The organism is Lysinibacillus sp. BNK-21 (genome assembly GCF_048684915.1).
In the GTDB taxonomy this organism is placed as follows: domain Bacteria; phylum Bacillota; class Bacilli; order Bacillales_A; family Planococcaceae; genus Lysinibacillus; species Lysinibacillus capsici.
Genome location: NZ_JBLQTS010000001.1, coordinates 3,542,693 through 3,555,845 on the forward strand (window position 1 = coordinate 3,542,693; position 13,153 = coordinate 3,555,845).

Consider the following 13,153-nt stretch of genomic DNA (forward strand, 5'->3'; position numbering starts at 1 on the left):
TTAATTATCGTCTAAAATAAAGTTTGTAATTTCACCAGTCACTTCTACATTATCTGGCGTACAAAGGAAGATATCTTTACCAATACGTTGAATATCTCCAGCAAGAGCATAGACTGTGCCACTTAAAAAATCAATAATGCGTTTACCTTGTTCTCTTTCGATACGTTGCAAATTGACAATTGTTGCACGTTTATTTTTTAAATGCTCTGCGATATCTTGTGCTTCTGCATAAACTCTCGGTTCTATTAAAACAACTTTTGCTCCCTTAGAACTCATAGCTGCCTGCAAACTGACAATGTTATTAGGAGTTGCTGTGCTTTGTGGCATGATTTCATGAATAGGTGCTTTGCGTTCTTTCATCATTTTTTTTGGCTTAACTGAATGAATCGGTTGCTGTTGTTGTATGGGTTGTTGTTGCTGAATAGGAGCTTGCGTGATTTCTTCTTCTAATTCTTCTTCAAGGTAAAAGAAGTTTTTAATCTTATTTTTCATGCTCATCCTGTTCCCCTCTTTCATTTCCAACAAGAGCCGTTCCGACTCGAACAAAAGTAGCCCCTTCCTCTACCGCAATTTCAAAGTCATTAGACATGCCCATTGATAACTCGGTACAAGGTGCGTGTGCGAATCCTTGCTCGGCTATTTGCTGTTGACATTGTTTTAATTGCTTGAAAACAGAGCGAATAATTGCTTCGTTTTCGGTGTTTGGTGCCATAGTCATTAAACCTACAACTTGAATCTTAGTAAAACCTTTTAACGCTTCTACAAAAGGCAAAACTTCTTCGATAGTTAAACCATGTTTTGATTCTTCACCAGAAATATTTACTTGTACAAAACATTTAACAGGTTGTTCGGCTCTTTTTTCAATTTCTTCTGCCAAACTCAAACGATCTAAGGAGTGTAAATAATCAATGCTGTTAATCACTTGTTTTACTTTACGTGTTTGAAGCGACCCAATGTAATGCCAATGAACATCAGCATGTATCTCAGTAATTTTACGATGTAAGCCCTCTGGTCTGTTTTCTCCTAAATGAGTGAGCCCTGCTTCAATTGCTTCTTGTGTTCTTTCAACAGAAACTTCCTTCGTCACGGCAATTATTTGGACTTTTTCGCCCTCACGATTCCCTTTTTTTTCTGCTGCTGTTATTAAATCATTTAGTTTGTTTAAATTTGTTAAGATTTTTGTCACTGTTTTTCCCAACTTTACAACAATAGTTTCCTTTATTGTAACAAGCAATGCTTGATTTATCAATGAATAGCCTGACCTATGTCAGCATACAATTCTCACAATTTTAATGTGCCTATGTCTTAGGAAAGGGCTTTGACTAAAATGACATCCTTACCAACAACAAGCACATCCTTCATATACACTTTTCTCACAGACTCTTCACCTTTAAAAAAACCAAGATATTTGCGAGGCTCTGCAATCAAAAATGCTGTCACATAGCCTGTTTCTTTTGATACTTCAGCATCTATGACAAAGCCTATAAATCGTCCATTTCCTGCTTCAATGACTTCTTTTTGTTGTAACATCGAAAAACGCAATGACATACCTCCTCTATTGTTTACTTTCGTATAAACATTTCTACTACCATCAAACTTTGCTGTTACTTTATATTTATGTATCATTTGTTCATTGAATGAAGATAAAATGCGCACCGAATTATACGATGCGCATTTTTTTATTTGTAATCTTTTTGCATTGTTTCAATTGCATTTTTTTCAAGACGTGAAATTTGTGCTTGAGAAATCCCAAGTTCTTTGGCAATCTCAGTTTGGGTCTCTCCATAATAAAATCGTTTGGCAACGATCATTTGCTGACGTTCATCTAGCTTTTGCAAGCTTTCCTTTACCGACACATAGGCAACCCATTGATCTTCTGATACATCATCATCACGTAATTGGTCCATCATATAAACAGCATCTCCGCCATCTGAATAAATGGGTTCCTGTAATGAAACTGGATCTTGAATGGCATCTAAAGCAAATAAAACGTCTTCCTTTTTCATGTCAATCATCTCGGCAATTTCTTCAATCGTTGGTTCTCGCAAATTATCGGTTATCCATTGCTCTTTTGCCTGCATTGCCTTATAAGCTATATCTCTTAGAGAGCGAGATACACGTAATGCATGATGATCACGCAGATGGCGACGAATTTCACCAATAATCATTGGTACAGCATATGTCGAAAATCGTACATTATGCTTTAAATCAAAATGATCAATGGCTTTCATGAGGCCAATACAGCCTACTTGAAATAAATCATCTGCCTGTTCACCTCTATAGGCAAATCTACCGACAATACTAAGCACTAACCTTAAATTGCACATCACAAGCTCTTCTCTAATCTCTGTTTCTCCAGCTTGTAATCGGATAAAGAGTTCCTTCATTTCCTCGTGCTTTAGAATTGGCAAAGTCGATGTATCTAAGCCGCAAAGATCTACTTTTGTTCGCATATTCGATTCCTCCGGATGTTATTCTCTGACTAAACCGTGACATCAGTTTGTCCGAGAGAAACAAGAATATGCACAAAAGCTGCGACCAATTTTAGGTAGGATAAATTTCCCTTTCTAAGAAATTGGTTGATTTAAATTTTCACGTAAATCTTGAATAATTTTCTTTTCTAAACGGGAAATATATGATTGCGATATGCCTAAATGATCTGCAACTTCTTTTTGTGTCATTTCAACTTTTCCATTGAGACCAAAGCGACATTCCATAATATAACGTTCACGCGCACCTAGTAAATTAATAGCGTGGAACATATGCTGACGTTCAATTTTTTTCTCCACATTATCTAAAATAATATGCTCTTCTGTTCCTAAAATATCTGACAGTAATAATTCATTTCCATCTGCATCAGAATTTAGTGGCTCATCTAAGGATACTTCACCCTTCATACGACTTGTTTTTCGTAAATGCATTAAAATTTCATTTTCAATACAGCGTGATGCGTATGTTGCAAGCTTAATATTTTTATCCGTATTGAACGTCTCAATTGCTTTTATTAAACCAATGGAGCCAATACTGATTAAGTCTTCGATTGGCGTTCCCGTATTATCAAAACGTCTAGCAATATAAACAACAAGACGTAAATTACGTTCAATTAGTGTGTCTCTAGCTCGTAAATCACCATTCATAAAGGATGCAATGACTGTAACTTCTTCTTCTCGACTTAATGGCACTGGCAATGAATCATTTCCCCCTATATAGTACGTTTCACGACTCCGAAACTTACTCCATAATTTTTTCAAGCTAGCAAGTAGCCTAAGAAGCAATAGTTCTCCCCCTCTATGAGTTATTTGAAAGCGCTGAAAAATGTAAAATTGCTGCTGTGCTATGTGGAAAATTTTTAGCTTTTTTGGTTAATACGATATATTCATTCATTTTCACTTGCGAAGGCTCCCCCTTTATATGCCACTCATCAAAGCGAAAACCAAGGACAACGGTTTGCTGCTGTACTGTATTGACATGAATAAATCGTATATAACGCTGATAATCTTCTGAAAACATAGATACATTGTACGGATCTGTTTCTTGCCATTCCATTAATGATTCCCGGAACGCTGAAGGTAAATGTGGTCTCAAAGCAGTATAGGAAACAAAATGAACCGGCTTTCCTGATAATGGCTCAATGGCTTGATTTCCTGTATCTACAAAGGCAGAAAGTGGTATCTTTGCCCCAAAGATTGTTAAAGTTGTATCAAATACAAATTGACCACTTAAGCGTTCTAACTTTACAAAACCCCATTGCTTATAAAATGCAATAAGATTTAAAACTGCAAGCAAAAAGCAAATCATAATGAAATGGGTGGAAGAAAGATTTTTTAAAAAAGGTTGTAGTGCTGTTAACAATCCGCCAATAACGATCGTTGCTGTTAACACAATAGGTCCTTGCTTCTGAAAGCTTCGAATCTTAAAGTGAAACGCTATACCAATTAACAATATAAAACTAAGAATTGTCGTCCACAGCATTTGACCGCCAATGACAGCTACAAAACTACTACAAATAGAACTCATTAATAATCTTGAATTTTTTACAAGGACTCCTGTTACTCTTGCCGTAAACGTGAGTATCGCTAGATTAAAAAGCGTATTAATGAGCACCAGCCATTCTCCATACATAACAGCCGCCTCCTACTTACAAAGTTAGCACGTTACTCCCACAAATATTGTCAAACAATCGCATCATTTCCTAAAAATGTTTTGACAAAAAACATGGTTTCCTTACACATTTGAACATCATGGCAGACAATATAAAAAGCTCGTATTTTACATATGTAAAATACGAGCTTTTTAGAAGTTAATTAACCACGATTTTTGCGGTTACGTAAAAATGCCGGAACCTCAAGCATGTCATCCTGTGCATAATTTTGCTGATTTTGACGTGGCTGCTCATGTTGAACATGCATTTCTTGTCGTTGTTCACGAATAGGTGCTTGTTGCTGTGGAGCAGATTGTCTGTTCATATTAAGTGTCGGTTTTGCTGTAGGTCGTTGTTGCTGTAAAGCTTCCTCTGTGAAGCCTGTCGCAATAACTGTAACAATGATTTCATCTTTAAGATTTTCATTAATTACAGAACCGAAAATCATATTTACCTCTTCATCTGATGCAGAAGCTACGATATCTGCTGCTTCTTGTACTTCAAATAAGCTAAGATTTGAACCACCTGTAATGTTCATAAGGACACCTTTAGCACCATCAATGGATGATTCAAGCAATGGACTTGAAATAGCTTTCTTTGCAGCCTCAGAAGCTCTGTTTTCACCTGTTGCAATACCAATTCCCATTAAAGCTGAACCTTTGTTGGACATAATCGTTTTCACGTCAGCAAAGTCTAAGTTAATAAGACCAGGTGTAGCAATTAAATCTGAAATACCTTGTACACCTTGACGTAATACATTATCGGCTTCTCTAAAGGCTTCTAACATTGGTGTTGATTTATCAACTATTTGTAGTAGCTTGTCGTTTGGTATCACAATCAGTGTATCTACTGCTTCTTTCATTCCGCCAATTCCACCGATTGCTTGTGTTTGACGTTTACGACCTTCAAAAGTAAATGGACGTGTGACAACACCTACTGTTAGGGCTCCCAATTCACGTGCAATTTGTGCAATCACTGGAGCTGCCCCAGTACCCGTTCCGCCGCCCATACCAGCAGTCACGAATACCATATCGGCGCCTCGTAAAACCTCTTCTAGCTGTTCTCTGCTCTCTTCAGCAGCTTTTTTTCCTACTTCTGGATTTGCACCTGCACCTAATCCACGCGTTAATTTAGCCCCAATTTGTAGCCTTACTTCCGCTTTGGATAAATTTAATGCCTGAGCATCCGTGTTAACTGCGATAAAGTCAACACCTTGTACACCATGTTCTATCATTCGATTGACAGCGTTGTTACCGCCGCCACCAACACCTATGACCTTTATTACTGCAAGTTCATCAACACTTGTATCAAATTCTAACATCTCTTTTTCCTCCCACGGTAACTCGACTCTGTATCATTCATTACGCATTCTAGTTAATCAAAAAACTTATCAAATAATTTTTTTGCTCTCCCAATTACGCTTTCTTTTGGTTCTGAAGGTGCAGAATACTCTTGCTTTTTGCTTATAGCTGGTTGAGCCCCTACAACTGCATATTCAACAGGCTGCGTATTCGTACTTTTACCGTAAAAATCATCTTCTAAATAGGCGTAACGAATAAGTCCAACTGCCGTCGCAAATGAAGGCTCTCTAACACCGATATAATCGGGTGTATAGATTCTAACACGCGTTTGTAGAATTTGACGTGCTAATTGGGCAATCCCCTCAAGCTTTGCAACACCACCAGTTAAAACTACACCGCCTGGTAAATCTCTAACACCTAAACGTGCTAATTCATCTATAACTAACTCTAGTAATTCTTCTAATCTAGCACCGATAATCTCCGATATATAACGTTGGCTGTACTGATCAGTAGAATCTGTACCCACGACAGGCACTTCAAAGAGTTCGTCATCTGATGCGTCATCATAAAAGGCGTGTCCAAACTGGTGTTTAATTTGTTCTGCTTGTTCTGTTGGTGTTTTTAAAACGATTGAAATATCTTTCGTTATATGATCACCACCAACTGGTATGACACCCGTATGCGTTAATAATCCCTCTTCAAAAACTGCAATTGTTGTAGATCCGCCACCTAAGTCAATAAAGGCAGTTCCTTGGTTTTTTTCATCTTCTGTTAATGCAAAGTAGCCTGATGCTAATGGCTGCAAATATATTTCTCGTATACTTAAACCCGCTCGCTCAACACAGCGAAGAACATTGTGTAAAAGCGTTTTGGATGTCGTTATCATTGTTGCATCCATTTCAAGACGGATGCCAATCATACCACGAGGATCTTTAATTTCATCAAGGTTGTCCACAATAAACTGTCTTGGAATGATGTTAACTAATTCACGTTCAGGAGGTATTGACATGACTTGTGCAGATTCTACCACTCTGTCTAAATCATCATCTGTAATTTCTCTATTTTCACTATTTACAGCGACAACACCTTTAACTAGCTGTAACATCGTCTGGTTAGCTGGAACGCCTAAAACGACTTCATGGATTTGATAACCAGTCATTCGTTCGGCCTGTTCTATTGCTTTTCGAATAGATTGTACTGTTGCATCAATATCAACAATTGCACCTTTTCGAACTCCATTCGACTTTACATTTCCGACGCCAATTACATGTAATTGCCCGTCACTCATTTCACCTATTAATACCTTGACAGAGGAGGACCCAATATCAAGGGAAATGTATAAATCTTGCTGATTCAATTCGCTGCACCTCCTTGAAAAATGCTCTTGTTTTCATTCTATTGTAAATTTGGCATAATGTCTAAGCAAATCGAGTATTTTGGTCAATTTTTCTCTCATTCTATGGAAGTTTTTTTCCGCTTGTGACGTTTCTCATCTAACCGAGTTAGTAATATACGCCTAATAATTGCTATATTTTGGAATAAACGTACTCCAAAAGCAAAAATCGCTGCTAAATACAAATCTATCCCCAAATTCACTCCTATAAAAGCTAATCCTGCTGCTAGAACTATATTAAAAAAGAATCCTGATACAAAAACTTTATCATCGTAAACTTGCTGTAATTGAGCACGAATACCTCCAAATAATGTATCTAAAGCTGCTAAAACAGCTATTGACAGATAATTTTCATACATAGAGGGGATTTGTATATTTGTTAACAAGCCAAGGGCAAGTCCAAATACCAAACCTAAAAATGGTAGCCACATATATTAATCTCCTTTTTTTACCTCTGCTAAATAATCATTTGTCAACGGCTGATCAAATGCTGGAATTTGTAACTGTTCAATTGGTTCTTCAATTACTAAATTAAAATTGTCTAAATAAAATGAGTCTATAAATGTTGAGGCCTGCAAGGAATTATACATTTTTTGTGCTGCTTTATAATCGCTTGTCCCAACAAATATCTCAAATGAAGGCGAAGACAGTGGTATACTGTTTACTGTTGTCTTACCATTAATATCCCGTATGGCTGTTGTTTGTACTACCCGATTACCATCAATTGAGACATTAGTAGCATTGTTCTTAAAAAGGGTATTCAATAATTGAGTTAACAAATCGGGTGAAATCTCTTTAATTTCATAGCCCATTTCTATCAGTTCAGGTGCAGGTTCAACTCGAAGTACAACACCTGGCCCTATAACTTCTGTTAATCCTGCTTGTAGCTTTAAACGATTTAATGTTTCATTTAAAGCTGCTTGCTGATTTACTTTTTCAGATTGCTCATAGCGATCCACTACTTCATGAAGTGAGCGAATTTCTGCCAGTAGTGCGGAATGTCTTTGTTTTTCTTGTGCTAATTCCTCTCTTATTGCCCAAATATCTCGTGTATCTCGCTCAGCTGGTTTTTGTATGGTATTGTATTGTACCGCTATCATCAAACCGATAATAAATAGCACGATCGTTATTCGGGTGTACATATTTCTTTTCAAAATAGCCCCTCCTAGACGTATCGTATGCCCCTCAGAATACGACTTTGAATTGTATAATTTTCTACAATCGACTATATAACTGAAGGCTAAATTAAACATGAAGTTTAAAGTATAGAACTTGTCCTAACTTTCTATTTTTACTTTTGGCATGGTAAGCTTCTGATTTTCTTCAAGTGACACAACAATATTGTCATTTAATAATTGATCCACCACGCCCCCGTTTAAGTTTAAAGAAGCTATTAATGTATCTGAATCACCAACCGCTTCGATTACAAACGGAGCTGGATGTTGTGTACCATCAATTGTTATTACTGGGCCATTACAGCGAATATAAGAACTCGCTAATACACGTTGTCCATTAATAGCAATAGCTTGCGCGCCTGAAATTTTTAGTTCATTTAACAATTTAAATACATGACTTTCATGGACAATATAGTCATTTGGATTTAAGGATTTTGGATCATAGTCTCCATCTTGAAGGGTTATGCGTATGCCCTTCCCCTCACTCTTTAGTTCACCGAGTAAAAGCCGTAAATCTTCTGCTTGCTCAACAAGCTTCTTGTAGTCCTTTTCGTTTGAAGCAAAGGATTTTTCATACTTCCGAATTTGTTCTTGTAAATGATTTAGTTCTTCCGTAAGTTCTTTATTGCGCTCTTGTTGAGTGATTAGCTCCTCACGATAAGAATCTTCTTGCTCAAAAAGCTCAGAATTAATAGTGCCTGCTTCTCGATTATCTTTCGCCTGGTTGTATGAATAGCCGATGATAAATCCTGTTGTTACACAAACAATTAGTAATTCGAATTGTTTTCTAGTAAAAAAACTACCTTTGCTATTCGTCTTCTTGTTGTTCATCTTCTGTCACTTCCTGGTTAACCATTTCACCATCTGCATTTACTTCCATGTCAATACTAATCTTGTTGTATTCCTCGTTAAAAGGACGATAGTATGAACCGACCTCTAAATCAATCACACCTTTTTCTAAGTTAGCAATTTGTGCGACGATAGAGGGGTAGTAATTTAACTTTTCCGCTAGTGTCTGAATAACAGCACGTACTTCGTAGCCATCATTCATATAAAGCTTTACTGCATTTGGATTTGCTTCATTACTATTCGTGTTAACCTGAGAAATTAAAGCTAATACTTCGGGCTTTAATTGTGCTAGCTGTTCAACAAGCTTATTAATTGTCTTTTCACCAGTTATCCCGATAAAAACAGGTGCATCAATGGGTGTATCATTTCCCGTTTGTTCAAAGCGCTTGCCGTTTTCTAGCAAAGGATAATAAGTCCCATCCCCAGCTAAGTACGCAACTTTTTTCCATTCTTTAATATCAATTGTTACGCCTTGTAACCAGTTACGGTTAACCTGTACTTCTTTTACCCATTTATCCTTTAATAAAATCTGTTCAATATCTTCCACTTTGAAACTCCACATTGATTTTCCTGGCGCAAGAGTACTTGCCTCCAAATAATATTGGTCATTCGCTAGCTTCGCACCATTGACAGTGATTTTATTGATGTTACTGTATGGAGATTGAAAATAAAGGAGTACTGCTAACACAATAAAGAAAAGTAATATTAGCACTATAAATTTCCGGTTTGTACGCTTTTTTCGTCGCTTTTTTAGCGTAGGTATGCGTTCTTCTATATCAATTACTTTCTCCATAAAAGTACTCCTCCTTTATATTTATTTCGCTAATTGATAAATAATACCTATTATTAACCACATTGTTACTAAAGATGTTCCACCATAGCTAATAAAAGGTAATGTAACACCCGTTACTGGCACTAAACCTATTACTACGGCTATATTTAGAAAAGCCTGCACCATAAGCATTGTGACTAGCCCGATAATCGCATAATAGGACGTTCGGTTTTTAGCCTGTACAGCAAATCTATAGCCTGCATAGATCGTTAGTACAAAAAGCACTAAAATAACGAGGCCACCAATCAATCCGACTTCTTCTAAAATAATGGCGTAAATAAAATCATTTTGAGGCTCTGGTAAATACAGAAACTTTTGTCGGCTTTGTCCAAAGCCATGCCCAAAAATCCCTGCTGGACCGATAGCCATTAAAGATTGCACCGCTTGGAACCCACTAACCAAGGGATCAGCCCATGGATCAAGAAATGCTTCTATACGCTTTAGACGATATGGCGCTGTCGCTATGAGACCTACTAATCCAGCGACACCAGCTAGCATAATCATGGCGTATAATTTTAGAGGATAGCCAGCGACAAAAAACAATAAAAACACAGATACAACGAGAATAAATACTGAGCCAAAATCCGGCTGCAACATGATAAGAACAACAGGAAGTAACAGGATAAAACCATGTCGCCAGTTAACAACAGGAGTGCCCGTTTTATGTTGGGCTAATATATGGCTCAAGTACACAATGACGGTAATTTTCGTTAGCTCTGCCGGCTGTATTGTTAATGGACCTACACCAATCCAGCTTTGCGAACCATTTCGCACTAATCCTATACCAGGAATCAGGACGAGAACGAGTAAAATTAACGAAAATATATAGGCCATTTTCCAAAAGGACTGCTCTCTCAAAATATTTAATCGAATCGTGATTAAAAATACGACAATGGCTACCACAAAGTATACGCTTTGCTTCATATAAAACGGCATTTTTCCACTATAATGAACGGCACTCCAATAGGTACCTGCAGAATAGACGAAAATAATGCCGATTATTGATAGCATCAAAGTTGTGACGAGCAATAAGTAGCTTTCTTTACCTCTCAGTAATGCCATCCTTCCAAGTCAAGTATATTCTAAAATAGTTACAGGCTCATTACAGCTTCATTACAGCATCAATAAAAACATCTCCACGTATTTCAAAGCTGTCATATTGATCCCAACTTGCACATGCTGGAGATAGTAAAATAACATCTCCTTCTGCAGACATCGGTGCTGCATATTGAACAGCGTCTTCTACATTTTGAGCAATGACGGTATGTTGGACACCACACGATTTTGCAAATTCTACAAATCGTAAGCCAGTTTCTCCAAACGCAACAACACCCTTTACATGACTCATACAAGGGCGAAGCTCTTCGAAAGAATGTCCACGATCTAAGCCACCTGCGAGTAAAATGACAGGAGCTTGGAAAGCATCTAAAGCACTCTTTGTCGCTAAGCAATTGGTTGCCTTAGAGTCGTTGTAAATCTTACGACCGTTCCATTCACGTACGAATTGTGTACGGTGTCTAACTCCACCAAATGTCGCTAAAACCTCTTCCATCTTCTCTTTGTCACAGCCAACTAAAATACAGGCTGCCACGGCTGCTAGGATATTTTCTAAATTATGCTTACCAGGCAAGGCAATGTTCGCGCGATCCATGTATGGTTCACCTTGCCAATAAATTGTTGTATCATCTGCACTAATTCCATTTGCAGTACGCCCCTTCGAACTGAATGGAATCTTCTGTGCATGAGATTGTGCTGCATATCCAACCACTATCGGTTGGTCGGCATTATAAATAAAATAATCACTGTCATCTTGATTACGAGTTACGCCAAACTTCGCTTCAGCATAGTTATTAAATGTTCCATGATAGTCTAGATGCGCATCATAAAGATTCGTCAAAATAGCAATTTTAGGCTTAAACGTTTTAATCCCCATCAATTGGAAAGAAGACAATTCTGTTACAATGATGTCATCTTGATTAGCTTCTTTTGCGACGCCACAAGCAACTGTCCCAATATTTCCAGCAATTAAAGGATTTTTACTTCCGTTACTTAACATGTCGAATATTAAAGTTGTCGTCGTTGTTTTGCCATTTGAGCCTGTTATACCAATAAATGGTGCATCACTAATTAAAAAAGCTAGCTCAATCTCTGTCCAGACTGGAATCTCTCGACTAAGGGCATCAGCCACAATTCGATTGCTATAAGGTATACCTGGATTTTTTACCACTAACTCAAAGCCTTCATCAAGTAAATCTTCAGGATGGCGACCACAGATAACTGTAATCCCCTTCTGTAAGAGCCCTTGTGCATCTGGACTTTCATCAAATGGTTTTGAATCATTTACTGTTACAAATGCACCAAGCTCATGTAAAATTTCAGCAGCGGCCACACCACTTTTTGCTAGACCTAACACAAGTACTTTTTTATGTTGTAAATCTGTATAGTTTTTCATTAGAACGCCTCCGATAAGACTGCAATTAATGCTACTGCTAAGGCAGTTGACCAGAAGACAAGCACTACTTTCCATTCTGACCAACCGGATAATTCAAAATGATGATGAATAGGGCTCATTTTAAAAATACGCTTTTTTCGAAGCTTAAAGCTACCTACCTGCAAAATAACGGAAAGTGTTTCGATCACAAACACTAAGCCAACTAGTAAAAGCAAGAATTCTTCTTTTACTAAGACAGATACCATAGCTAATGCTCCACCTAATGCTAATGACCCCGTATCCCCCATAAATACCTTTGCAGGATTTGCATTAAATAATAAAAAGCCTAATAAAGCACCTGTTACAGCAAACGAAAATAGTGCAATATCTGCCTGACTTTGGAATAGCGCAATAACACCAAATGCTGCAAAGGCAATTGAGGCAGTACCCGCCACTAGCCCGTCTAGTCCATCTGTCAAATTCACTGCATTGGAGAAGCCTACTAACCAAAAAATTAAAAAGGCTACATAGAATACATCTAGATCAATAGTCCACTCCGTAAATGGAATAGCTAACGTTGTATCAAACGATCCTACATGTAGAAGGAAATACGCAAGAATAGCAATAACAATTTGACCAATCAATTTTTGAAGAGAGGTTAAACCTAAATTTCTTTTAAATACAACCTTTAAACCATCATCTAATAAACCTATTAAGCCGAATCCTGCTAATACTAATAAAAGTACTACGGTCTGTGTCGTTAATAAATCTAAAAAGCTACCTACACCAACAGTTGTTACGAGGATGGATATTAAGAAAATGATTCCCCCCATTGTTGGTGTACCAGCTTTTTTCATATGTGATTTTGGTCCCTCTTCTCGAATACTTTGCCCAAACTTTAGACGACGAAGAAGTGGAATACTAATTGGTGCCAGGATAACTGTTACTATAAAAGCAAGAGCTAAAATGGTAAGTGTTGTTGCGAGTTTCATTGAAAAATCTCCTTTAAATCTTGTTTCACTTTCTTCTTT

At 37.4% G+C, this 13,153-nt stretch carries 15 protein-coding genes; all 15 read right to left on the bottom strand.

Annotated features, from left to right (window positions below; translation table 11 throughout):
* The 15 genes from ACMGGO_RS18070 to mraY all read right to left on the bottom strand — a co-directional run bounded on the left by ACMGGO_RS18070 (window position 1) and on the right by mraY (window position 13,114).
* A complete protein-coding gene (locus tag ACMGGO_RS18070) occupies window positions 1–498 on the bottom strand; it encodes a cell division protein SepF (RefSeq protein ID WP_004227319.1) in 498 nt (165 codons plus the stop codon).
* A complete protein-coding gene (locus tag ACMGGO_RS18075) occupies window positions 482–1,186 on the bottom strand; it encodes a YggS family pyridoxal phosphate-dependent enzyme (protein WP_054549893.1) in 705 nt (234 codons plus the stop codon). Before ACMGGO_RS18075 ends, ACMGGO_RS18070 begins: the two co-directional genes overlap by 17 nt.
* Before the next feature lie 119 nt (window positions 1,187–1,305).
* Window positions 1,306–1,548 (bottom strand): PRC-barrel domain-containing protein, encoded by a 243-nt coding sequence (locus ACMGGO_RS18080; protein ID WP_225340754.1) that lies wholly within the window; start codon window positions 1,546–1,548, stop codon window positions 1,306–1,308.
* Window positions 1,549–1,679: 131 nt separating this feature from the next.
* Window positions 1,680–2,453: an RNA polymerase sporulation sigma factor SigG gene (gene sigG / locus ACMGGO_RS18085; RefSeq protein WP_004227313.1), complete on the bottom strand. Its 774-nt coding sequence runs from the start codon at window positions 2,451–2,453 to the stop codon at window positions 1,680–1,682.
* Between the two features lie 114 nt (window positions 2,454–2,567).
* Window positions 2,568–3,275, bottom strand: a complete 708-nt coding sequence (gene sigE, locus ACMGGO_RS18090) for an RNA polymerase sporulation sigma factor SigE (protein ID WP_009373518.1) — start codon at window positions 3,273–3,275, stop codon at window positions 2,568–2,570.
* Between the two features lie 13 nt (window positions 3,276–3,288).
* Window positions 3,289–4,122, bottom strand: a complete 834-nt coding sequence (locus ACMGGO_RS18095; RefSeq protein WP_054549862.1) for a sigma-E processing peptidase SpoIIGA — start codon at window positions 4,120–4,122, stop codon at window positions 3,289–3,291.
* Window positions 4,123–4,304: 182 nt separating this feature from the next.
* A complete protein-coding gene (gene ftsZ, locus ACMGGO_RS18100; protein ID WP_004224858.1) occupies window positions 4,305–5,462 on the bottom strand; it encodes a cell division protein FtsZ in 1,158 nt (385 codons plus the stop codon).
* 53 nt (window positions 5,463–5,515) lie between these two features.
* Complete coding sequence (gene ftsA / locus ACMGGO_RS18105) at window positions 5,516–6,799, bottom strand: cell division protein FtsA (RefSeq protein ID WP_004224856.1); 1,284 nt, start codon at window positions 6,797–6,799, stop codon at window positions 5,516–5,518.
* 95 nt (window positions 6,800–6,894) lie between these two features.
* On the bottom strand, window positions 6,895–7,266 hold the full coding sequence (locus ACMGGO_RS18110; RefSeq protein ID WP_048394651.1) for a small basic family protein: 372 nt from the start codon (window positions 7,264–7,266) through the stop codon (window positions 6,895–6,897).
* 3 nt (window positions 7,267–7,269) lie between these two features.
* On the bottom strand, window positions 7,270–7,989 hold the full coding sequence (locus ACMGGO_RS18115; protein ID WP_036077135.1) for a DUF881 domain-containing protein: 720 nt from the start codon (window positions 7,987–7,989) through the stop codon (window positions 7,270–7,272).
* Window positions 7,990–8,112: 123 nt separating this feature from the next.
* Entirely contained in the window at window positions 8,113–8,841 is a 729-nt protein-coding gene (locus ACMGGO_RS18120) for a DUF881 domain-containing protein (protein WP_048394654.1), read from the bottom strand.
* Entirely contained in the window at window positions 8,819–9,652 is an 834-nt protein-coding gene (locus ACMGGO_RS18125; protein WP_048394656.1) for a cell division protein FtsQ/DivIB, read from the bottom strand. The genes ACMGGO_RS18120 and ACMGGO_RS18125 overlap by 23 nt, the downstream gene beginning before the upstream one ends.
* 21 nt (window positions 9,653–9,673) lie before the next feature.
* A complete protein-coding gene (gene ftsW, locus ACMGGO_RS18130) occupies window positions 9,674–10,753 on the bottom strand; it encodes a putative lipid II flippase FtsW (RefSeq protein WP_048394659.1) in 1,080 nt (359 codons plus the stop codon).
* A gap of 40 nt (window positions 10,754–10,793) precedes the next feature.
* Window positions 10,794–12,143 carry a UDP-N-acetylmuramoyl-L-alanine--D-glutamate ligase gene (gene murD / locus ACMGGO_RS18135; RefSeq protein WP_048394660.1) on the bottom strand — a complete coding sequence of 450 codons (1,350 nt, stop codon included), beginning with the start codon at window positions 12,141–12,143 and terminating at the stop codon, window positions 10,794–10,796.
* Complete coding sequence (gene mraY, locus ACMGGO_RS18140) at window positions 12,143–13,114, bottom strand: phospho-N-acetylmuramoyl-pentapeptide-transferase (RefSeq protein WP_048394663.1); 972 nt, start codon at window positions 13,112–13,114, stop codon at window positions 12,143–12,145. The genes murD and mraY overlap by 1 nt, the downstream gene beginning before the upstream one ends.
* Window positions 13,115–13,153 lie beyond the last annotated feature (39 nt).

What these genes read in the sequence shown, in the direction of transcription:
- ACMGGO_RS18070 (WP_004227319.1), bottom strand. Translation starts at nt 498, where the DNA reads ATGAGCATGAAAAATAAGATTAAAAACTTCTTTTACCTTGAAGAAGAA.
- ACMGGO_RS18080 (WP_225340754.1), bottom strand. Translation starts at nt 1,548, where the DNA reads ATGTCATTGCGTTTTTCGATGTTACAACAAAAAGAAGTCATTGAAGCA.
- sigG (WP_004227313.1), bottom strand. Translation starts at nt 2,453, where the DNA reads ATGCGAACAAAAGTAGATCTTTGCGGCTTAGATACATCGACTTTGCCA.
- ACMGGO_RS18095 (WP_054549862.1), bottom strand. Translation starts at nt 4,122, where the DNA reads ATGTATGGAGAATGGCTGGTGCTCATTAATACGCTTTTTAATCTAGCG.
- ftsZ (WP_004224858.1), bottom strand. Translation starts at nt 5,462, where the DNA reads ATGTTAGAATTTGATACAAGTGTTGATGAACTTGCAGTAATAAAGGTC.
- ACMGGO_RS18110 (WP_048394651.1), bottom strand. Translation starts at nt 7,266, where the DNA reads ATGTGGCTACCATTTTTAGGTTTGGTATTTGGACTTGCCCTTGGCTTG.
- ACMGGO_RS18120 (WP_048394654.1), bottom strand. Translation starts at nt 8,841, where the DNA reads ATGAACAACAAGAAGACGAATAGCAAAGGTAGTTTTTTTACTAGAAAA.
- ACMGGO_RS18125 (WP_048394656.1), bottom strand. Translation starts at nt 9,652, where the DNA reads ATGGAGAAAGTAATTGATATAGAAGAACGCATACCTACGCTAAAAAAG.
- ftsW (WP_048394659.1), bottom strand. Translation starts at nt 10,753, where the DNA reads ATGGCATTACTGAGAGGTAAAGAAAGCTACTTATTGCTCGTCACAACT.
- murD (WP_048394660.1), bottom strand. Translation starts at nt 12,143, where the DNA reads ATGAAAAACTATACAGATTTACAACATAAAAAAGTACTTGTGTTAGGT.
- mraY (WP_048394663.1), bottom strand. Translation starts at nt 13,114, where the DNA reads ATGAAACTCGCAACAACACTTACCATTTTAGCTCTTGCTTTTATAGTA.